At 64.9% G+C, this 21,191-nt stretch carries 21 protein-coding genes and 1 pseudogene; 13 read left to right on the top strand and 9 right to left on the bottom strand.

All coding sequences use genetic code 11. The annotated features are described in order from the left end of the window. Positions 1–19 precede the first annotated feature (19 nt). Together BGI01S_RS29075 and BGI01S_RS27250 are read left to right on the top strand one after the other, a co-directional pair. On the top strand, positions 20–652 hold the full coding sequence (locus tag BGI01S_RS29075) for a hypothetical protein (RefSeq protein ID WP_052400528.1): 633 nt from the start codon (positions 20–22) through the stop codon (positions 650–652). A 52-nt stretch (positions 653–704) separates the two neighbouring features. Further along, positions 705–1,004, top strand: coding sequence for a PAAR domain-containing protein (locus BGI01S_RS27250; RefSeq protein ID WP_042329474.1), 300 nt, complete (start codon positions 705–707; stop codon positions 1,002–1,004). A 294-nt stretch (positions 1,005–1,298) separates the two neighbouring features. Here the strand turns inward: BGI01S_RS27250 and BGI01S_RS27255 are convergent, their stop codons facing one another. Together BGI01S_RS27255 and BGI01S_RS27260 are read right to left on the bottom strand one after the other, a co-directional pair. Continuing rightward, positions 1,299–3,311 carry a bifunctional DedA family/phosphatase PAP2 family protein gene (locus tag BGI01S_RS27255; RefSeq protein ID WP_042329475.1) on the bottom strand — a complete coding sequence of 671 codons (2,013 nt, stop codon included), beginning with the start codon at positions 3,309–3,311 and terminating at the stop codon, positions 1,299–1,301. Positions 3,312–3,646: 335 nt separating this feature from the next. Continuing rightward, positions 3,647–4,291: an HD domain-containing protein gene (locus BGI01S_RS27260; RefSeq protein WP_042329476.1), complete on the bottom strand. Its 645-nt coding sequence runs from the start codon at positions 4,289–4,291 to the stop codon at positions 3,647–3,649. 162 nt (positions 4,292–4,453) lie between these two features. Between BGI01S_RS27260 and BGI01S_RS27265 the strand changes: the two genes are divergently transcribed. Beyond that, the gene (locus BGI01S_RS27265; RefSeq protein ID WP_042329477.1) at positions 4,454–4,804 is read left to right on the top strand and encodes a hypothetical protein; all 351 of its coding nucleotides are present in this window, start codon (positions 4,454–4,456) and stop codon (positions 4,802–4,804) included. Positions 4,805–4,904: 100 nt separating this feature from the next. Further along, positions 4,905–5,381 carry an OsmC family protein gene (locus BGI01S_RS27270; protein WP_042329479.1) on the top strand — a complete coding sequence of 159 codons (477 nt, stop codon included), beginning with the start codon at positions 4,905–4,907 and terminating at the stop codon, positions 5,379–5,381. A 253-nt stretch (positions 5,382–5,634) separates the two neighbouring features. Here BGI01S_RS27270 and BGI01S_RS27275 read toward each other — a convergent pair whose 3' ends face one another. Then, entirely contained in the window at positions 5,635–5,868 is a 234-nt protein-coding gene (locus tag BGI01S_RS27275) for a hypothetical protein (RefSeq protein ID WP_042329480.1), read from the bottom strand. A gap of 75 nt (positions 5,869–5,943) precedes the next feature. After that, a complete protein-coding gene (locus BGI01S_RS27280) occupies positions 5,944–6,411 on the bottom strand; it encodes an Lrp/AsnC family transcriptional regulator (RefSeq protein ID WP_042329481.1) in 468 nt (155 codons plus the stop codon). A gap of 156 nt (positions 6,412–6,567) precedes the next feature. On the opposite strand from BGI01S_RS27280, the gene BGI01S_RS27285 reads away from it, so the two are divergent. Then, entirely contained in the window at positions 6,568–7,218 is a 651-nt protein-coding gene (locus BGI01S_RS27285; protein WP_042329482.1) for a LysE family translocator, read from the top strand. Positions 7,219–7,270: 52 nt separating this feature from the next. Here the strand turns inward: BGI01S_RS27285 and BGI01S_RS27290 are convergent, their stop codons facing one another. Beyond that, on the bottom strand, positions 7,271–7,444 hold the full coding sequence (locus BGI01S_RS27290) for a DUF1289 domain-containing protein (RefSeq protein ID WP_042329483.1): 174 nt from the start codon (positions 7,442–7,444) through the stop codon (positions 7,271–7,273). Positions 7,445–7,581: 137 nt separating this feature from the next. Between BGI01S_RS27290 and BGI01S_RS27295 the strand changes: the two genes are divergently transcribed. Beyond that, a complete protein-coding gene (locus tag BGI01S_RS27295; RefSeq protein WP_042329484.1) occupies positions 7,582–7,902 on the top strand; it encodes a YnfA family protein in 321 nt (106 codons plus the stop codon). A gap of 61 nt (positions 7,903–7,963) precedes the next feature. On the opposite strand, the gene BGI01S_RS27300 is transcribed toward BGI01S_RS27295, so the two are convergent. Next, entirely contained in the window at positions 7,964–8,473 is a 510-nt protein-coding gene (locus tag BGI01S_RS27300; RefSeq protein ID WP_042329486.1) for a DUF1993 domain-containing protein, read from the bottom strand. A 325-nt stretch (positions 8,474–8,798) separates the two neighbouring features. Here BGI01S_RS27300 and BGI01S_RS27305 point away from each other — a divergent pair, with 325 nt between their 5' ends. From BGI01S_RS27305 to BGI01S_RS27325, 5 genes are all read left to right on the top strand, one after another. Then, entirely contained in the window at positions 8,799–10,364 is a 1,566-nt protein-coding gene (locus tag BGI01S_RS27305; RefSeq protein ID WP_042329487.1) for a S53 family peptidase, read from the top strand. Positions 10,365–10,582: 218 nt separating this feature from the next. Next, positions 10,583–12,244, top strand: coding sequence for a S10 family peptidase (locus BGI01S_RS27310; RefSeq protein WP_042329488.1), 1,662 nt, complete (start codon positions 10,583–10,585; stop codon positions 12,242–12,244). Between the two features lie 255 nt (positions 12,245–12,499). After that, positions 12,500–13,153 (top strand): hypothetical protein, encoded by a 654-nt coding sequence (locus BGI01S_RS27315; RefSeq protein WP_042329490.1) that lies wholly within the window; start codon positions 12,500–12,502, stop codon positions 13,151–13,153. A gap of 106 nt (positions 13,154–13,259) precedes the next feature. Continuing rightward, positions 13,260–13,610 (top strand): hypothetical protein, encoded by a 351-nt coding sequence (locus BGI01S_RS27320; RefSeq protein WP_042329491.1) that lies wholly within the window; start codon positions 13,260–13,262, stop codon positions 13,608–13,610. A gap of 438 nt (positions 13,611–14,048) precedes the next feature. Then, positions 14,049–14,312 carry an RNA-binding protein gene (locus BGI01S_RS27325; RefSeq protein ID WP_042329492.1) on the top strand — a complete coding sequence of 88 codons (264 nt, stop codon included), beginning with the start codon at positions 14,049–14,051 and terminating at the stop codon, positions 14,310–14,312. A 108-nt stretch (positions 14,313–14,420) separates the two neighbouring features. On the opposite strand, the gene nadE is transcribed toward BGI01S_RS27325, so the two are convergent. After that, positions 14,421–15,245, bottom strand: coding sequence for an ammonia-dependent NAD(+) synthetase (nadE, locus tag BGI01S_RS27330; RefSeq protein WP_303621174.1), 825 nt, complete (start codon positions 15,243–15,245; stop codon positions 14,421–14,423). Positions 15,246–15,898: 653 nt separating this feature from the next. Here nadE and BGI01S_RS31230 point away from each other — a divergent pair. Then, positions 15,899–16,821 (top strand): annotated as a pseudogene (locus BGI01S_RS31230) (L,D-transpeptidase). A gap of 175 nt (positions 16,822–16,996) precedes the next feature. Here the strand turns inward: BGI01S_RS31230 and BGI01S_RS27340 are convergent. Further along, positions 16,997–17,866 carry a DMT family transporter gene (locus BGI01S_RS27340; protein ID WP_042329494.1) on the bottom strand — a complete coding sequence of 290 codons (870 nt, stop codon included), beginning with the start codon at positions 17,864–17,866 and terminating at the stop codon, positions 16,997–16,999. A 306-nt stretch (positions 17,867–18,172) separates the two neighbouring features. Further along, positions 18,173–19,732: an ABC1 kinase family protein gene (locus BGI01S_RS27345; protein ID WP_042329496.1), complete on the bottom strand. Its 1,560-nt coding sequence runs from the start codon at positions 19,730–19,732 to the stop codon at positions 18,173–18,175. A 230-nt stretch (positions 19,733–19,962) separates the two neighbouring features. Between BGI01S_RS27345 and BGI01S_RS27350 the strand changes: the two genes are divergently transcribed. Next, positions 19,963–20,718, top strand: a complete 756-nt coding sequence (locus BGI01S_RS27350; RefSeq protein ID WP_042329497.1) for a DeoR/GlpR family DNA-binding transcription regulator — start codon at positions 19,963–19,965, stop codon at positions 20,716–20,718. The last annotated feature ends 473 nt before the right edge of the window (positions 20,719–21,191 follow it).

Here is a 21,191-nt window from a genome sequence, read left to right on the forward strand (position 1 = left end):
CACAGAATGGAGGACGACCTTGCTGATTCCCGGTATCCGGCATGACCGCAGCGGACTTTCGTTCTTCAGGGCTTTGCCGGTTTACGTTCTCTTTTTTGAAGACGATGATGGCGATCCCTGTCTGGTCACCGAAAAAACGGAGCAGGGTCAGGCAGTCGTGTGCTTTCTGTCCTCCTTCGACGCAATGATCGAAGCGGCTCACGCAGCGATATGCGGCTGGTTCTATGACGTGCTGCCCGCGTCCGACGTCGATTGGAGAGTGTTTCGCGATGCCGACCGACTCGGACTCATCGCCGACGTCCACCTGGGATGGCCTTGGTTCGATAGCGGTATTCTCGTGCGCCCCTCGGGCAGACCCGCCAGGGTTAGCCGTTTGATGCACCACTGGGCACGCGTTCCGCTGACGTTCGAAGTGAACCCCGTCATCCTCGCGGAGTATTCACGGATACGTGAGCTTGCGGGGCTGTTCGCCTGGCAGGAGACTCACCGGGAGCTTTTGAACTGGGACAGTCAGCGTCTGCATCAGGTTGCCGGGCGCGCCCTCGGTTTGATTGAGCTAAAGCACGGTGATCCTAATGCATGCAGACAGATTGCCGTGTTCGATCCTGAGTTTGAACAATGGCATTGGGTCCCCTTCTCACAGGCGCCGTAGCCATTGGGCACGCCCGCGAGCTACTCACCAGACTGCGTTAAGGAAAACGGAAATGAGCCTGCGTTACACCCTGCGTTACACCATTTGCGACGGCGATAAGAGTACCGCCGGCGGGACCGTGATAGCACATCGCGCCGATAAGCTGGACGGCCGCGCGATAGCTTACGAGGGCGATCCGGTCGTGTGCCCGGCGTGCGGCACGACTGGGTATATCGGTTGTGTGGGCGAGCGGGTTTTCAGCAAAGGGGTCAATGGTCGCCAGGAAGCGCTGAGCTACGATCGGTGCGTGTGCAATTGCGATCCCAGGCCGTTGCTGTTCGCGTCACAAAGACGGTCAGGCGTGTGCGCGTAGCGGCGCCTCGGTGTCGAGCCAATCTCCGAAGTGCTGACTGTTCGCTAGCAATGAGTCATCAGGGCACCCAGGTAACGACTCACATCCAGGTTGTCAAGATGACGACGAAAAGCCTGGGTTATCGCCAGTCCGCACTCCTTCGGACAACCCGTATTTATCCACAAAAACCGTTCATAACCTTGTGGACAACTCCTGGCCAACCGCGATAACACCTTGAACGCAAGGCGAATTGTTAGTTGATGCAACGAACGCGCATCGTGCCTGCCGGCACGCTAAACGCCTTGCCCAACCGCCTCACTCCACCGGCGACGCAAGCAACGACACCGGTACGCCATGACAATCCACCTTGGCCAGAACCGCCGCCCCAAATTCGGCACCCCCTGGCCCACGCCCATCGAACGAAGCGGAGGTAGCCGCCTGCCTGTCCACCCGCAGAATATTGATCGGCCACGATGGTCGCGAAAGCCGCTCATGCGCGAGCGCACCCACCCACAGCGGCGTCGCGGACGTCCCATTCCCCACCGCATAACCGCTTGGCCAGAAGCGCAGCACGTCGCGCTCGGCCCGCGTGTCGCCGGGACGCATGAAGACCAGCGACGACGGCACACCGTTGTTGAGCTTCGGCAGGACCGGCAGCGATACAGCCGCGACATCGGGCGACGCGAGCGAGAGCAGGCTGTGCGCGGACACGTCGGTGCCCTCGACCCATCCCTGCGCGCGCAGTCGTCCACGGATCGAATCGAGGTCCGATACCCATTGCAGCGTGATCGGTTCCTTGCGGTCGCCGCCCATATCCGAGCGATAACACGGTAGGCGCTTCCACACGGAGAGCGTCCACTCGGACTGCGTGACCAGCACGGGCGGCACGCGCTGCGCGCTGACAGGCGGCATCGCCGGATTGACACCGAGCTGCGCGCCCACGCTGACCAGCACGACCACCAGCATCACCATCGGCATGAACGTCCGCGACGGCGGCGCTTGCGGATGGCGCCACATCGCCGTCAGCGCGACGATCGCCACCCACGCATACGCGAGCGCGGCGCCGCCGATCGCATCCGACAGCCAGTAGCGCCCGAAGTACACCCCCGCGAGCGCGACCACGATCACCACGATCGTGCTGGCCGCCGCCACCAGCACGCCCTCCAGCTTGCCGACCCGGCGCGCCAGCAGGAACGCGAGAAAGCCGTACACGATGACCGTCGCGGCGACGTGATTGCTCGGAAACACATAGTGCGCGGTCATCAGTTCCTCGGGCGGCGCACGGTGCATCGCGAACTGCAGCGCGAAGATCAGCAATTGGGAAAACACCACCGCGGCAAGCCAGTAGCCGATGGTGCGCCAACGCCGCTCCCACAGCATCCACACCACGACCATCACGATCAGCGCTGTCAGCGTGATGCCGCTGCCGAGCGTCGCGAGACTCGCGAAGACGGTGTCGCTCCACGGCGTGCGCACCGATTGCAGGAAGTGATAGACGGACTGATCGACGGTCGTCAGCGGATCGCCGCTGAGGACATCGCCAAGGACGCCGAAGAAAAGCGCGCCGGCCACCAGCACCACCAGCGAGGTCACGAGGATGTGCGTCGCGTCGGGCGTGTCGGGATCGAGCATCTTGCGCGCGGCCCGGCCGAGCGGCCCGGGATGCCGGCACGCCCAACTGCCGAGATGGCGGCCCGCCGCGCTCGACCACGCATTCGCGTGCGACAGCAGGAAGCCCGCGCCGCGAAAGCTCAGCCAGACGATGCACACCAGCAGCGCGAGAATCACGACGAGCCGGAACGACACCGCGCCGGCCAGCAGCACCGACGCACCGAACACGACGCCGGGCAGGATATGGGCGGGCGCCCACAGCAGCGCGGACAACACGTTCATCGCGTAGAAGCGCAGCGGCGGCATGCCGAGCATGCCCGCGACGACCGGCACGATGGCCCGCAACGGTCCGATGAAACGCGCGAGCACGACGCTCTTCGCGCCATGTTTGAGAAAGAAGCGCTGGCCCGCGTCGAGCAGTTCGGGGTGCTTGCGGAATGGCCAGAGCTGGACGATCCGTTCCTTGTAGCGTCCGCCGAGCCAGAAGCTCATGCCATCGCCGGCGATAGCGCCCGCGATTGCCCACACGAATACCCAGCCGAGGCTCAGCGAGCCGGTGCCGGTCAACGCGCCGGCGAGGAACATCGCGGTGCTGCCGGGAATGAACGTGCCGATCACCGCAATGGCTTCGAGAAAGGCCGCCAGAAAGACGATCGTGAGCATCCATGCCGAGTGGCCGGCTAGCTGATGCAGGAGGTGGATGTAGGCGTGCTCCATCGTGCTCGATCGGCCGTTCTGGCGTAACGATCGATCATAACGCGCACGGGGGCGCTCTTATTCCTTTTTAGAAATCGGCCGACGTGTGGCGGATGTCGAAGTCGACTCCCGTCAGCGTAAATGCGCGTGCGGTATGGATCGCGGCGGGCTCATCCGCAAGTCGTCTGGAGAAAGACGATGCGCGCGCCGGGGGTCGGCGGCGTGAAATTTTTCGCCGGGTCAGGCCATGCCGAGCCGAGGCGGATTGTCTGGCAACCGTGACCCTCCGCATAACGCGGAGCGTCGTCAGGCTTGCTTCATCCCTCTTGCGCTACACATGTTCAAGGCCCTCAAGCTCAAATCTCATCGGCGAATTCATCGACGAAACGCTGCAGGCGCGCGTGCCGAATCGCAGCCAGCCGTGCGCCGGTCGCCGTCTGAAAACCGGACGCCAGTTTCAGCAGCTTGGTCTGGAAATGGTCGAGCGTGTAGCGCGTATCGTCGAGCGGCCGTTGCGTCGCGTGCGGATCGGCCGGGTCGTAGAGCGCGCGGCCTAGCCGTCCGGCTACGTAGAAGCAGCGCGCCACGCCCAGCATGCCGATCGCGTCGAGCCGGTCGGCATCTTGCAAGCTTTGTGCTTCGAGCGTGGCCGGCGCGATGCCGGCCGAAAAACTGTGCGCCGCGATCGCATGCGCGACGGCCTCGACCTGGGCCTCCGGCCAGCCGAGCGACCTCAGCACGCCAGCCGCTTTATCGGCGGACAGCCGCGACGCCTGGGCGCGTAACGGCGAGTTCTTCTCAACGGCCACGCAGTCGTGCAGCAGCGTCGCGGCGAACAGCACCTGCGCATCGCCGCCTTCCTCGGCATGGATGGTCGCCGCGTTCTTCCAGACGCGTTGCAGATGCGAGGTGTCGTGCGAGCCGTCGCCGTTGTCGTCGAAAGCGTGCGGCTGCAGGGTGCGGGCGAGGTCCTGGAAGGGGGCGAAGGCGGCGGTCGTCATCGGCTTGGATCGAGTGAAGAAAAAGCTGGCGATTATCGCGCATCGCGAGCCGGCCGCCGATTGTGCGCGCGTGAACGAAGCAGCGCGCGCGCCGTCTTACGTGTTGAGCGCTCCGCTGTGCGGGCAGCGCGCTGGCAATCCAATGATGTGACGGAGTGGGCTATGAGGATCGTAACGGGCAGTATTGCGATGTCGATGGCGGCGCTGTTGATCGGTATCGCGGGCGCCGCCGATGCGCAGCAGTCGGGCAACGCCGGCGTCGACCTGGGCGGCGCACCGGGAGGCAGCGCGAATCAGACGGGCGTCGCGCCGGGAATGGGGGCGGGCACGGGGTTGAAGCCCAATAGTCCGATGCCGGGCACCGGCACGTCGGCAGGAACGCCGGCCGGCGCGACCGGCCGCATCAACTCGGGGCCGGCGCTCAACAACATGCGCGCAAACGGCACGAGCCTGGATATGAACCCCGATCCGCGCGCGCCGAACGTGACCGGCAGGGCGGCGCCGCGTCGGTAGCGAATGCGTCGCGCGCGCACAGGTTCGGCTCGTTGCCGCGCACACCGCGTATAAAATGCACGTCCTGGCAGCCGGGTGTTTCTTCGACTAAGGAGCGGTGATGGCGTACGGCGAGCACAAATACAAAGTCTCGGTGCAATGGATGGGCAATCGCGGAAGCGGCACATCCGGATACCGCGATTACGGTCGCGATCATGTGATTACGGCAGGCGGCAAGCCAGCCATTCCGGGTTCGTCGGATGCGGCTTTTCTCGGCGACGCCAACCGCTGGAACCCGGAGGACCTGCTGGTCGCGTCGGCCTGCGCGTGTCACAAGCTCTGGTATCTGCATTTGTGCGCGGATGCCGGCATCGTGGTGCTCGACTATCGTGACGATGCCGAAGGCACCATGCTCGACAGCGCGCAGCAAGGCCGCTTTTCACAGATCGTTCTGCGCCCGCGCGTCGTGATTCGGGCGGGGGACGATGTCGAACAGGCCACGCATCTGCATCACGTGGCGCACGAGAAGTGCTACATCGCGAACTCGGTCAACTTTCCGATTCGCTGCGAGCCGGTTATCGAAACACAAGCGCGTTGACTCGGGCTGTGCTGGCTGTCGGCTGTTCCTGTGTTCGGCAATAGTGGCGCTTATGCGCGTGCGAGGTTCGATAGCGGAATGCTTCGTTTAACGAAGCATTTTTTCATGGCGGCAGCGCTGCCGCTGGCGCTAAGCATCTGAGCCGTGCGCAGAGCACGTGCACCCGCGCAAAGCAACGCGCTACAAACACGCAAGCGCCGCCCATTGCGTCAAAGCCCCCGCTCGCCGCCAGCCGAGCGGCCGCCTTCCGCGCTCAGCGATTGCCGTCGAGCAGATCGCCGAGCAATTCGTCGAACGCGGCTTGCGCATCTTCCAGTTCCTGCAACGCGGCATCGAACGTTTGCAACGCGAACTGGGAGGGCTTGCCGCTGCCGGCGGGCGGGAATTGCGATTGCAGCGAAGCAAAGGCCGTCTGCACCCGTTTGGTCGCGGTCAGTACGCGCTCCATCGCGGCTGATTCTTCGGCTCGCGCCTTCTCGTGTTCCATGAAAACTCCGTGATCGTCTGGTTTCGTCTGGTCGGCTTGCGCCGTCTCAAAGGGGTGACTATGCCACGTCCGCGTTCAGGATAGCGGCAAGCCGCCGTTGGCCTTCACCTCGCGCAACGACAACGACGACTCCACCGACGTCACGCCCGGCAGGCTGCGCATCTCGTCGCGCATAAAGGTGCCGTAATCGTCGAGATCGCGCGCGACCACTTGCAGGATGTAATCGGCGCTGCCGGACACGTTGTGGCACGCGAGAATGCGCGGGATGGCCTGCACTTCGCGCTCGAAGCGCGTCGCCACCGTGCGGTCGTGCACCGCGAAGCGCACGTAGACGAACGCGACGACGCCGAAACCGAGCGCGGAGCGCGACAGCATTGCGCGGTACTGGTCGATGTAGCCGTCGCTTTCGAGGCGTTTGAGCCGGCGCGCGCACGGCGTTTCGCTGAGGCCGACCGTTTCGGCGAGCCGCGCATTCGACATGCGGCCATCGTTCTGAAGCGCGGCGAGAATCGCGCGGTCTGTCTTGTCGAGCTCGGTTGTCATGACTGGGAAACGGCTTGCGGTGAGTGAGGGGAACGCGTGGCCTTAGGCACCAATATTAGCGCATTCCACTAAATTGTCTCCATGCGGCCCAGAAATTCGCCAGCAAACCCTCCGTCCACGATAGCAACATAGAGGTCTCGAATACAGGAGGTTCCGATGATTTCCGCACACCTGCTGGCCGTCTACATCGCCGCGTTGGTCGTGGTCTACGCGGTGCCCGGACCGGACATGGCGCTGGTTTTGCAAACCAGCATTGGACGCGGCATGCGCAGCGGTTTCGCGGCCGCCGGCGGTCTTGGCCTGGCGCGGGCCGCGCACGTGACGCTCTCCGCTTGCGGCGTGGCGGCGCTGTTGCGCAACGCGCCGTGGCTATACGACGTGGTGCGCTATGGCGGCGCGGTGTATCTCGCGTGGGTGGGGATCCAGATCTTCCGCTCGCCGGTTTTCGCGCTGCCCGAGGGCGGCAATGAAAGCGGCGCGGCGGGCACCGCGCACGCCGGCGCGCGTCCGTTGCGGGCCGCGTTCGTCAAAGGCCTGTTGACGAATCTGCTGAACCCGAAGGCGCTGCTGTTCTGCTCGGTGCTGTTGCCGCAGTTCGTGCGCCCGGAAGCGGGCCCGGTCGCGTGGCAGATGATCGAACTCGGCGTGGTGCTGCTCGCGATTGGCGCGTGCTTCGATGTGCTGTACGCGATCGGCGCCGCGCGGATCGCCGACTGGATGCGCGCCCATCCGCTTGCGCAGACCTTGCAGCGGTGGGCATTCTCCTCCGCGCTGATCGGCTTCGCGCTGCGGCTTTCACTGGACTGACAGGGGAGCCCTCAGCGCTCCTCCAACGATCCGCCATACTCCCGCGAGCCGCTCACTTTTTCAGTTTGTGCTCGCGGCGCGGACGGTCCTCGATGATCTTGCGGCGATGCTTGTCCTTCATCTTTTTCCAGCTTTTGCATTCGTCGCGCGTGCGCATGCAGCCGATACAAAAACCGGTTTTGCTGTCGGACTTGCAGATGTCGATACAGGGTGACGCGACGCTCATGACCAATAGCCGTTCAAGAATAGGGTAGCGGGAATGTCGCACGCCGCGTGCCCGCGTAGCAAAGTGATTGTGTTAATAAAGCCAATAGGACGCCACGCATTCGTGCGTGGCGGCACAACCACCTGCTTCCACTCTCGATGAAAACTTTCCTGCTGTATGTGGTGACCGCCGTGGCCGAGATTCTCGGCTGCTATTTGCCGTGGCGATGGCTGAAGGAGGGCGGCTCCGTGTGGCTGCTATTGCCCGCCGCACTGAGCCTCGCGCTGTTCGCATGGCTGCTGACTTTGCACGGCACCGCCGCGGGTCGCGTGTATGCGGCTTACGGCGGGGTGTACGTGGCGGTGGCGATTGCGTGGCTGTGGTGCGTCGACAAGGTGCGGCCCACGTTGTGGGACGCAGCCGGCGTGGCATTGACACTGGTGGGCATGGCGGTCATCGCGTTCCAGCCGCGCGTTTAGCCAGCGTTCAGGGATCGCGCTGCAGGGCTCGCACGCATCGCGATCCCTGCACGCCCATTCGTTACTTGATGCCGCCCAGATAGTCGAGCTTGCCGAGTTCGACGCCGTTGTGACGCAGAATGTCGTACGCGGTCGTGACGTGGAAATAGAAGTTCGGCAGCACGAAACCCAGCAGATACGACAGCCCCGTGAACTCGATCGGACCCGTGCGCATTTTCAGCGTGATGGCGCGCTCTTCCGAGCCGTCGATCTGCGCCGCATTGAATTCCTTCAGATAATCGATCGTCTTTTGAAGGCGGGCCTGCAGTTCGTCGAAGGTCTGTTCGACGTCTTCGAATTTCGGCGCTTCGACGCCGGCCAGACGCGCGGCGCAGCCCTTGGCGGTGTCGCTCGCGATATAGACCTGGCGCGTGAGCGGCAGCATGTCCGGCGCGAGCCGGCCATTCGTGAACACCGTGGGTTCGATCTGCTTCTCGGCGGCATGCGCTTCGGCTTTGCCCAGGATGGCTTGCAGGTTCGTCAGGCCGCGAATCAGCACGGGCAGGGATGCTTGATACATCGAAATTGACATGGGGTTCCTCTGATTCTTCGATCGTGCGCGCCCGGCGCGCGAGGCGATGTAACGGCTGGATTGCCGCTGCAGCATCATAGCGCGAGCGCCGCCAGATGCGCATTGATGCAACGCCGGGTTAGCCATTCGGATAACTGCCGCATGCGCCGGAACTGTGTTCGAATGCTCGGGTCGGACGATGTGACGAAACCCTTGAAACAGCAACCTGCGGGTGTCCGTCATGCAGTCGGGCAATGCAGGCGCGCGACGTGCTCGCGGTCCATCGGGGTCCATCCTGGGTCCATTGGGTGGTCCGCGCCGTCACGCTAACAGGAGAGTCGACACCATGGTCAACAAGCACCCGTTGCCGGGCAGCGAGCGAAAGGAAGAACTGGGTTCGAAGGTAGTTGGGCAATGCGATCCGGAGGAGCGGATCGAGGTTTTCGTGATGCTGCGCCGTCGGCAGCAGGCGCAGTTCGATGCGCTGATGAGCCGTATCGAAGCCGGCGACCCCGGCGTCAAACCGTTGTCGCGCGAGGCGCTCGCCAAAGATTACGGCGCCGCGCCGGACGACATCGCCAAGGTCAAGGCGTTCGCCGCCGCGCACGGCTTGACGGTGGTGCGCGAGGATCCGGCGGCGCGCTCGGTTCTGCTGAGCGGCACGATCGCGCAATTCCAGAGCGCGTTCGAGGTCAAGCTGGAAACGTATCAGCATCACACGGCCTCGGCCGGCCAGTTTCGCGGACGCACCGGCGCGATCACCGTGCCGGACGATCTGCACGGCGTGGTGGAAGCCGTGCTCGGGCTCGACAACCGGCCGCAGGCCCGGCCGCACTTTCGCATCCGGCCGCCGTTCGTGCCGGCCAAAGCGCATCAGGCGTCCTTCACGCCGCCGCAACTGGCGTCGCTCTACCAGTTTCCGCAAGGCGATGGCAGCGGGCAGTGCGTCGGCATCATCGAACTCGGCGGCGGCTATAACACCGCCGATCTGAAGTCCTATTTCGGGAGTCTCGGCGTCGCTTCGCCGACGGTGAAAGCGGTCGGTGTGGATCAAGGCGGCAATCATCCGAGCGGCGACCCGAACGGGCCGGACGGCGAGGTGACGCTCGACATCGAGATCGTCGGCGCGATCGTGCCGGGCGCGACCATCGCCGTGTATTTCACGCAGAACAGCGATGCGGGCTTCATCGACGCGGTCAGCCGCGCGGTGCACGACACGGCGAACAAGCCGTCGGTGATCTCGATCAGTTGGGGCGGCCCGGAGTCGATCTGGACCAGCCAGTCGATGAAGGCGTTCAACAGCGTGTTGCAGACCGCGGCGGCGCTCGGCGTGACGGTCTGCGCGGCGTCGGGCGATAGCGGTTCCAGCGACGGCTCGGGCAGCGGCGACCAGGTCGATTTCCCGGCGTCGAGTCCCTATGTGCTGGCCTGCGGCGGCACGAGTCTCACCGCGTCCGGCACGTCGATCTCGCACGAGGTGGTGTGGAACGACGGTGAGCAGGGCGGCGCGGGCGGTGGCGGCGTGAGCCAGGCCTTTCCGGTGCCGGTGTGGCAGAAGGGATTGTCGGCGAAATCGTCGGGCGGCGGCACGAAGCCGCTCGGCGGGCGCGGTGTGCCGGATGTGGCAGGCGATGCGTCGCCGATCACCGGCTACAGCGTGTTGATCGACGGCACGCAGACGGTGGTCGGCGGCACCAGCGCGGTCGCGCCGCTGTGGGCGGCGCTGATTGCGCGGATCAACGCGGCGAAAGGGCAGCCGGCCGGCTTCGTCAACCCGAAGCTGTACAAGGCGCCGGGCGCGTGCAACGACATCACGCAAGGCAACAACGGCAGCTTCGCGGCCGCCACGGGTTGGGATGCCTGCACGGGGCTCGGCAGTCCCAATGGTCAGAAGGTGGCCGCCGCACTATAGTCTGCAAGTCGCGCCCCTTGCGCCGTCCCTACGTCCTTCCTTACGGCAGGTTCGCCAGGTAAGTCAGGTCCGTGGGGATGGCCGAAGCAGGCTTTGCTGGAGGGCGCCTCGATGACGCCCTCTTCAGGCGACCGAACCAGGTGCCATTGCAGCAAGCCCCGAAGGCAAGCCTTCGGGTACGACGTACTTACAGGCGTGAACGAACCCATGGAGCGATCATGACGAACCCAGAGTCAGCTTCCGTTAGTCCGCAGTCGCCGCACAACTCTCAAGCCGCAGCCGCCTCGGCCGCCGTCGCGCATAAGGCCGGCGATCACCCGTTCTTCGATCCGGTCGCCTATGGCAACGGGCCGGACGACTCCGTCACCGAAGTCGCGGAAACCGCGGCGGTCACGCATCATTCGGTGACGATCGGCGGCCGCAAGATCAACTACACGGCGACGGCGGGTCATCTGGTGATCGTCGACCCGAGCAGTTCGCAGCCGGAAGCCCGGATGTTCTATGTCGCGTTCACGCAGGACCATCAGAAGGAAGAGGCGCGTCCGCTGACCTTTTTCTACAACGGCGGCCCGGGGTCGTCGTCCGTGTTCGTGCTGTTGGGCTCGTTCGCGCCGCGCCGCATCAAGACGTCGATGCCAGGTTTCACGCCGCCCGCGCCGTACTCGATGGAGGACAACCCGGACAGCCTGCTGGACCGCAGCGACCTGGTGTTCATCAACCCGGTCGGCACCGGCTACTCGGCGGCGATCGCGCCGAAGAAGAACCGCGACTTCTGGGGCGTCGACCAGGACGCCGACTCGATCAAGCAGTTCATCAAGCGTTTTCTCACGAAGAACAATCGCTGGAATTCACCGAAGTACCTGTTCGGCGAGTCGTATGGCACCGCGCGCAGTTGCGTGCTCGCGTACCGCTTGCACGAAGACGGCGTGGATCTGAACGGCATCACGCTGCAGTCGTCGATTCTCGATTACACGCAATCCGGCAATCCGGTCGGCACATTGCCGACGGCCGCCGCGGACGCGTGGTACCACAAGAAGCTCGGCCTCGCGCCGCGGCCGACCGATCTCGGCGCGTTCGCCGAGGAGGTCGCGCAATTCGCACGGACCGATTACCTGGCGGCCTTGCGCAAGTTTCCGACCACCGACTCGGCAACCGTCGAGAAACTGAGCGAGTACACCGGCATCGACAAAACGACGCTGCTCGCATGGAGCCTCGATATCGCCGCGTACGACAGCCGCGGCAATTCGCTGTTCCTGACCACGCTGCTGAAATCGAAGGGCCTCGCGCTCGGCGAGTACGACGGACGCGTGACGGCGATCGGCACGGGCATCGCCGGCAAGATCGATCCGAACTCGGGCGGCAACGATCCGACCATGACGGCGGTCACCGGCGTCTATACGACGATGTGGAACGTGTATCTGAACGAGCAGTTGAAGTACACGTCGAACTCGTCGTTCACCGATCTGAACGATCAGGCATTCAAGTACTGGGATTTCGGCCACATCGATCCAACCGGCGCGCAGAAGGGACTCGATGCGCAGGGCAACATCATCCTGTACACGGCCGGCGACCTTGCCGCAGTGATGGCGCTCAATCCGGATCTGAAGGTGCTGTCGGCGAACGGCTTCTACGATTACGTGACGCCGTTCTATCAGACCGTGCTCGATCTGCAGCAGATGCCGCTGCTCAGCCAGCAGGTGCGGCAGAACCTGTCCGCGCGGTTTTATCCGTCGGGGCACATGATCTATCTCGACGGCGATTCGCGCACTGCGCTGAAGGCGGACCTCGCGCAGATGTATGACTCGACCGTATCCAACGAGCCCGCGCTTGGCCGCATTCGCGCTTTGCAGGCGCGGGTGGCGAAGCCGTCAGCGGGCTGAGTATCGCGCGTTGGAGACGAGGCTGCGTGAGACGGCCAATGCGGGATGAGCGGGGCGAGGGGGGCGTTGTTCGCGGATGTCGGTGAGGGCAAAGCCAACGACGCCAACTGCTCCCTCACCCTTGCGCCAACAACCCCCTGCGCGCCCCCGCCACACGCTTCTCGCGCGGTGCCGCTTTTGTACGTATGTATATTGAATGTGTTTTAATTGACCTGCGAATTGAACTATTGCGCGCCGCAGCCGGTGCGCCGACGAATGAACGCAGGCATTGCACACACGCGTTTCACCCACTTTTCCAGCGACCCGACCCGCAGTGCGTACGACGCGAAGCCGGTCGCACGCATGGTCGAGCGCCGCGTCGCGCGTGTCGTTCGCACACCGCGGCGCGCGCTCCTGCTGAGCCTCGCCGCGATGCTTGCGCTGTGTGTCGCGGATGCGCACGCGCAAGATAGCGGCATGCTCGACGAACGTGTCACGCAGCAATCGATAGGCGAAACGATTTGCCGCCCCGGCTATGCGGACGCCGTGGCGCCGCCGTTCGACGAATGGATGACGCAGAAGGATCAGATGCTCGCCGAGCGCGGTATCGATACCGGTGATGGTGCGGCCTTCGCGCTCGACCGGCGGGTGCCGCTGATCCTCGGCGGTTCGCCCGATGCGCCTGCCAACCTCGATCTGCTGCCCTGGGCGGGCCGCGAAGGCGAGCGCCGCAAGGCGCGCGCGGCGGTCATGCTCAAGCGCTGCGTCTGCGAAGGCAAGCTGAGTCTGGCGCAGGCGCAAGCCACGATCCTCGGCAAGTGGTCGGCGATTTATTCCGGCTTCGGCCAGACGTCCTGCGACGTCAGCGGCCTCGATGTCGTCGCTGGCGACAACGACGGGCGCGGCGCCGAACGCGACGGCGCGCGTTAAGGCGAGCCGTTCGCGGCCGTGACGTGCCGGTCGTTCGTTCACCCTATTCAGGCGCGCTGCTGTTTCGCTCGCAGCGTGCCGCCTTCATTTTTTTCGGAGAGTCACCATGACCCATTCACGTGTTGCCGCAGTGGCGTTCACTTTCGGCTGCCTGCTCGGCAGTACTGCCGCGCTCGCCGCCGATCCGATCCGCTGCGGCCAGGCCGACGCATTGCAGATTCGCGGCGATGTGCCCGCGGCCATCAGCTTCGACGTGTACCGGCAACTGCGGCCGTTGAACGCGCAGCGCATCGCATTGTTCCAGGCGGCCGGCGAAGTGAGGCATCTGCCCGACGGCCTGCCGGTGTGTCAGATCGCCGACGACGGCGTCGACGATCCGTCCGCGGTACTGGTTCAACTCCCGCAGGGCAAGAATGCGTGGTGGGTGAGCGCGGCCGAGGTGCAAGCGCTGGACTGATCGCGCGATCTGCCCACTCTTTGGGCACGTCCCCGAGCAGGATGCCGTCGCGATGCGCGCAGCGGCCGCTTTTGCGACCGGCGTTGTGGCGCCGACGCATCCCGCGGACCTGCGCTGCGCCAAATGAGCAGATGTTTTACTTTTTCTCAGCCTGCTTATTCGGGTACAGTGCATTAACGGAGTTTTCAATCCGTTTTTCAATACCGTGTCGTGTCGTTTTGCTATTGCCCGTGGCTATCCTGATTTCAGGACGAAATTCGCCGAGGAGATTTAAATGATTGCCTTCTATCTGTCATTGGTCGCTGTGGGCGCCGCCGGCGTCGTAGTGATCCGCGAAATCGCCGCCGCTCAGACGAAACAGCGCGCTGCGCTGCGCCCCGTGCGCATACGAAGCGTGGATCGACACACGGGTCGCCACTCGCGTCGAGGGTAGGCCGCATGAATCTGATCGTGCGCAACATTGCGGAGTCGTGCAGCGAGCAGGAAGTGCGGGAGTTCCTCAAGCACGAGCTTGGGCACTATGCGAAAAACATCGAGGTGACCGACGCCGGCAAACCCGGCGCGTACGCCACGGTCGAACTGGACGCGGACGTGCCCTACGTCGGCGACGTGATCGCGCGGCAGATTCACGGCAAGCAGTTGGGCGGCCAGACACTCGAAGCGAGCGCCGACCTGTTCTCCGACGAGCCGCCCGCGCAGTAATGCTCCGTAGCTGGATTTTCCGGATGCGGCGCGCGGCAGGATCGCGCGCTCGTTAGCGGTTCACGCCGCTCACGCTCGGCCGTTTTCACGCCGCTCTTCTTCCCGCTTTTATTCACCGTCCGCCTGCACCGGCCAATCGAACGGCGTGTACGGCAACGCGCGCTTGTGCCGCGTCGCTTCGTGGAAACGCAGCACGATGTCACGCGCCGCATCGCTGATGGGCTTGCCCTCCAGGAAATCGTCGATCGAGTCGTAGGGGATGCCGTAGGCGTCTTCATCGGGGCGCAGCGGCCGCAGCATTTCGAGGTCGGCGGTCGGCACCTTGTGCGCCAACGTCTCGGGTGCGCCAAGCGCCTTGGCTACCGCGCGCACGCGGCGCTTGTTCAAGCCGGTGAGCGGCAGCACGTCGGCGCCGCCGTCGCCGAACTTGGTGAAGAAGCCCATCACCGATTCGGCCGCGTGGTCCGTGCCGATCACCACGCCGGCCCGCGCGCCGGCCACCGCGTATTGCGCAATCATGCGCTGACGCGCCTTGATATTGCCGTGCACGAAATCCTGATGCGCGTCGTCCTTGAATAACACGCCGCTGGCATCCAGCGCGGCGAGCATTGCATCGGCGGCGGGTTTGATGTCGATGGCGAGATTTTCGTCGGCGCGAATGAAGCGCAATGCCTCCTGCGCATCGGCTTCATCTTTCTGTTCGCCGTAAGGCAAACGTATCGCAATGAATTGCGCATCGTAATGCTCGGCGCGCAATCGTTCGACCGCCAGTTGCGCGAGGCGCCCGGCCGTTGTCGAATCGACGCCGCCACTAATACCGAGCACATATGTTTTCAGGCCGCTGCTGCGCAGATAGTCCGCGAGAAAAGCGACCCGGCGCTCGATTTCGCGTGCTGCGTCAAACCCGGCGGCGACATGCATTTCCGCCGCGATGCTTGCCTAGCGGGCGATTGGGTCGGGTTGTGTCATGATGTGTCGAGCTCCTTGCGCGCTTACGCATTGTCAGCAATGAACGCTCGCGTGCCAATCAGATAAATGGCGAACGGCGAGCGGGGTGGCCGCGGCACAGTTTCTGCTGCGACGAAAGACCAGTCGGTCGCGGGTTTTATCGCCGAATATTGGCTTTAAATCCCGTATTGCTACTCTTTTTAAACGCCATGTCGACTGTTAAAAAGCCCGGCTATTACGATGAATTGACAAATTGACGGTTTCTTTATCGACAGAACGCAATGCGCTGAGTAATATCCTCGTTCCGAGCGCCGCATGAACCGGCGAGCAGTCAATAATAATCAGGTTTGCTCTAATACGCGATGAACCACCCAAATTGGCCTGGCCAGCCTGTATTGGACCGCCTGGTTTGCGCATCGGTCGTGCGCTGGTGCGACGCGCTGCGTGTGTCGGTCGGGGGCTTCGTCGCGCGCGTGCGGCGTTTTGCTTGCGTTGCTTGTGTTGCTTATGTTGCTGGCGTCGCCCGTGTTGCTCGCGTTGCTGGTATCGCTCGCGTTGCTCGTACGTTCCGCTTCACGTCGCTGACACTTCCCGTCTCGCATCCTCTGCGGCGTCTCGCGCACGCATCAGGGGCCGCCATGTGCGCCGTCTCATGCGCGGCCGCGCTCGCTGCGCCAGTTCACGGGAGCGCAGCAGCTACAGCCTGGCCATCGCCGTCGGTACCGGCAAGCGCTCCGCCTGCCGACATCAACGCGTCCGCTCTCGCCGCGCCCGATGCGGCCGGCGTCGTCGATCCGCGCCGCGCATTTCTGCTGCGCGACGTGTTCGCGCGCAACGTGACGCGCCGGCTGAAGGTGCCGGCCGCCGAGCAGCGCGCCTACGCCGATCGTCTGCAAACGACGCTCGGTGCGAACGTGCTGGGCAATCTGTCGGGCGAGTATGTCGTGCTGGTCGATCGCAACCCGAACGTGCAGGCGCTCCTCATCTATTTCCGCGCGGCCCCGGCTGACAACTGGCAGATGATCGGCGCGGCGCCAGTGTCGACCGGCCGGCCTGGCGAATACGATCATTTCATCACGCCGCTCGGCGTGTTCGAACATACGCCTGCGAACATGGATTTCCGCTCCGAGGGCACGCAGAACGAAAACCATATTCGCGGCTACGGCAAGCGCGACATGCGGATCTTCGACCTCGGCTGGGCGCAGGGCGAACGCGGCTGGGGCAAGGGCGGCGTGTCGCAGATGCGCTTCCAGATGCACGCCACCGATCCCGACCGGCTCGAATCGCTGCTCGGCATTCGACATTCGAAGGGTTGCGTGCGGATACCCGCGTCGCTCAATGCGTTTCTCGATCACTACGGCGTGCTCGATGCCGAATATGTGGCGCTGGTCGAGTCGGGTAAATCGCTCTGGGTGTTGAAGAGTGATCGGCAGGTCACGCCGTGGGCGGGGCGTTATATCGTCGTGGTGGACTCGGCGCGCAATGGCCGGCGGTGTGGGCGACGGCGCCCGGCAGCAAGGCGCGCGCGAAAGTGCCGGCCGGTGCCGACACAGGCGATTGATTCACGGCCGGGCATGTCCCGGCTGCGGGCGCGTCGCACGTCGCTTCACGAACGCGCCGGCAACACGCCTGCGAGCGCGACGACTAAACCGGCGATCTCCAGCGGCAGCCGAGACGGATACGGCCGATTGATTCGCGATCGAGAACGTCCCGGCTGCGGGCGCGTCACGCATGGCTCACGAACGCGCGAGCAGCACGCCCACCAGCGCGAAGCCGAAGCCTGCCAACTGCAACGGCAGCAGCGTTTCCCCAAAGCCGACATACCCTTCGAGCGCGGCGAGCGGCGGAGCGAGGAACATCAGCGCGGTCGCGCGCGCCGCGTCGCCGCGTCTGACCATCCACACCAGCAAGGTGACGCTGATGCCGGACAGCATCACGATGCCCCATGCGAGCGACGCCCACAAAGTCGGCGACGCGATCCAGCGATGCTCGCCGAGTGCGAGCGCCAGCACCGCCGCGACGAGCGCCGCGCCGAAATTCTGCACCGCGCTCGCGCTGCGGATATCGGCCTTCGCCAGCGAGGTCTTCTGAAATAGCGTGCCCGCCGTGATCGCACCGACAGCGACGATCGAGATGAGCACGACCAGCCATCCCGGCGCGCTGCCATGCGACGGCGGCGCGGCTGCCGCGAGCTTCGGTTCGAGCACCAGCACGACGCCGACAAGACCCAGCGCCATGCCGGTCCAGCCGCGCCGCGACAGCCGTTCGCCGAACAGCGGGGCCGCGACGGCGGCGGTCGCAAGCGGCTGGAGCGCGCCGAGCAGGGCCATCACGCCGGCGCTCAAACCTTGCGCGACGGCCCAGTAACCGGCGCCGAGATAGACGCCTTGCAGCAGCGCGCCCGCGGCCAGATGCTTGCCGAGGTCGCGGCCGCCCGGCCACGCCGCGCGAGCGGCGAGGGCGGCGAGCGCGAAGATCAGCGCGGTGCCGCCAAAGCGTGCGAGTAGAAAGAGATTGGGATCGGCGTAGGGCGTGATCGCGCGGGCGACCACGAAACCGGTCGACCACAGCACGACGAAGACGGCGGCAATCAGAGAAGCGAGCATGGGAGCAGCTAACGGGAAAAGCCGCCATCGTGGCGGGAAATGGGTGACATGTCTTGTTCGAAGCTGCAATCGGGGGGAGCCTGGCGAGAGGGGGCGGCTCGTATCGCGTGGTCGCGTGTTTCAGGCGGTGGGTGGCCCAAGCACATCAGCACGTCGGCACATCAGCACATCAGCACATCAGCACATCAGCACATCAGCACATCAGCACATCAGCACATCAGCACATCAGCACATCAGCACATCAGCACGTCGGCACATCAGCACATCGGTTTCCTGCCAGCGTCGCGCCTGACCGCGCCACCAACCTCACCACATCAACAACATCGTCCCCGCGCCGAGCACTCCGCCGCACAACACACACGCCCACAGCAGCGCTCTCGTGCGCCGGTATTCGCGGCCGATATCCGCGATCAGTTGCGCATTCTGCTGCGGCGTGCGCGCGCGAGCGTGCTCGTGCTGAAGATAGCGGACCGCCAGTTGCGGCATGCGCGGCAGCATATGCGCGAGATGCGGCAACTCGCGCGAGATGCGCTTGATCCAGCCGCGATGATCGACGTCGCGCCGTGCGATATCCGCGAGCACGCGGCGCGTGATATTCCACGTATCGACGCCGGGATGCAGCGCGCGCGCCAGCATCTCCGCCTGCTCGAACGAACGCTGCGCGGTCGCGAGACGCGCGGGCACGGCGCCCGCGAACGGCTGCACCGCGTGCAGCAGATGATGAAACAGCGAACCCGCCGAGCGATCTTGCGGCTCGGCCGCGAAGTGCGCTTCGGCGCGCGTGCGCAACTCGGCTTCGAGCATCTCCGTGCGCGTGTCGTCCGGCACGTGCCCTGCATCGCGATGCAGGTCGGCGAGCCGCCCGTAGTCCTGCTCGAACAGTGCGCTCGCGCCGTGCACGAAGAATTCGCGCTCGCCGGTGGAGAGCGTCGACATGATCGAAAACTCCGCCAGCACGAGCCGCCCCAGTGTGTCCGGCTCGATGCTCACGCGCACGCGGCGCGCGTCGAGCGTCGCGTGAAAAAAACCATGCTCGAAGGCCTGCTCGGACACGACTTCGACGATATGCGCGGCGAGCGGCGCGAGCTTGACATGATGCGCGTGCAGACCGGGCAGGTCGTTCGCCGGCAAGGTGCTGATGCGCTGCATCGTCAGCGTGTGCGCGGTGCACAGCTCCCAGATCACGTCAGGCACGACGATGCGTGCGTCGCCGTCGAAATGATGACCGGTCTGGCTCAGATTGGCGGCTTCGGCGCGCAGATCGAAGCGGCGCAGGATGTCGTCGGTGAAGCTCTGCGCGAGCGCGCGCAGTTGCAGGCGGCGCGCGCTGCCGGAAAGCTTTTCCAGCCAGCGCGCGACCCAGCGCAACAGCGCGAGTTCGTCGCCGATCTGCTGCAACTGCTCGGCGCGCACGAGTTTGATCGCCACTTCGCGATGGCCTTTGACCGGCGTGAGCAGCCGCGCCAAATGCGTCTGCTCGGCGAAGCCGCCGCGCACTGGCACCAGATCGACCGCGCTGAAGAGCGTCGCGAGCGGCTGGCCGAATGCGCGCGCGAGTGCTTCTTCGGACTCGCGAGGCGGCAGCGGGACTTCCATGTGATCGATCGCGTCGATCGCGTCATGCATGGTCGCGCTCGCGAGCTCGGGCCGTTCGGCGAGGGTCTGCGCGAAGCGGCTCGCGAGCGGCCCGAGCGCCGGCAGCAAGCTATGCAGACTCTCGCGGCTGCGGCCCGATGCATGCACGCGGCCGACCAGCTCGATCATCCAGTGCAGTTTGTGTTCGGGCGGAGCGGCGAGCCAGATCAGGCGCGCGCCGTAACGCAGCGCGTGGAACAGCAGGAGTAGACGGCGAAACAGTGGCGGCATCGGTAGTTCGGTTGACGGACCAGCAGTATCGACAGGCATCGACTTGGCGTCGCTGCGCGGCCAGGGCACTAAGGTTAGCAGGGAAGTGCCCAACGAGTGGCGGATGAGTGCCGGACCCATGACGATCAGCGCGCTGGTCGGCGCAGCGCCGCGCCTCGCGTACTACAATACGCCGGCCTTCTCCAACCGTGGCGAAACCTCAAGCGTGCCGGCTCGCCGGCCCTCCTCAGATGCTCGCAGAACAACGACACCAATACATCCTGGCGCAAGTCGCCAAAACCGGCGCGCTCTCGGTCGCCGAGCTGGTGCGCGAACTGAACGTGTCGCGCGAGACCATCCGCCGCGATCTGAACGCGCTGGCCGGACGTGGCCTGCTGGTCACGACGCACGGCGGCGCGTTGTCGAGCGACCGGCGCGAACCCGATCTCGATACGCGCGAAGCCGCGAACGCGGGAGCGAAGCGGGCGATCGGCGAGCGTGCGGCCGAGTTCGTGCCCGACGGCGCGTCGCTGATCATCGATTCGGGCAGCACCACGCAGGCGGTGGCGCGCGCGCTGCTCGACCGGCATCGGCTCGTCGTCTATACGAACGACTGGCGCATCGCGCTGCTGCTCGGACGGCGCAACGACAATCGCGTGACGCTGCTCGGTGGCGAGCTATCCGATATCGAAGACGCGACCTTCGGGCTCGACACGGTCCATCAGCTCACGCAATACCACGCGGACTTCGCGTTCATCGGCGCGGGCGGGATTTCGCCGGACGGCTATCTGACCGACTACAGCCGCATGGCCGCCGAAGTGCGCAGCCGCATGATTGCCGCCGCGGACATGGTGGTGATCGTCGCCGATCATTCGAAGTTCGGCCGCGTGACGCCGGTACGGATCAACGGCATCGAAACGGCGCGTTATCTGGTGACCGAGCTGGCACCCGAGCGCGCGCTCGGCAAGGCGATCACCGCGCATGGGCCGGAAATTCTGATCGCGTGACGGTGTTGCGATGAGGCCGCGTGCTTCGTCGTGCGGAGGCGGGCGCGGTCGAGTCGCTGACGTGATCGTGGCAATCGTGCAGCGCTGCGCAAGCCGTTCCTCACGCAACGTTGGCCAGGCAGTCCGGCTCATTTCGCGTGGCACGATCCTGGTCGTGTCGTCCTCGCGCTCGCGCCCCTTCGAGATAAACACTGCCCATTCGCTGCAAGATCGCGAGCGGGAGGGCACAATACGCGCCGTTGTCCGGGACCACACCAGCAACGCCACGCGCGAGCCGATCGCTGCCATTCCGGGCGTGCAATTTCCGCTGCTTCGACGCGGCATGCATACAGCGTCATTTTCGCCGTGTACGATTTCGCGACCCCGGCGTTCCGGCGATGAAGCATGCGATCGCCAGCGGCGTCCAACGCACCACGCTTGAACCGCATTGCTTCGCGCACCAGCGAGGGCGATACAGCGCACGCGCGCGCTCG

This window comes from Paraburkholderia ginsengisoli NBRC 100965, assembly GCF_000739735.1.
Lineage (GTDB): Bacteria > Pseudomonadota > Gammaproteobacteria > Burkholderiales > Burkholderiaceae > Paraburkholderia > Paraburkholderia ginsengisoli.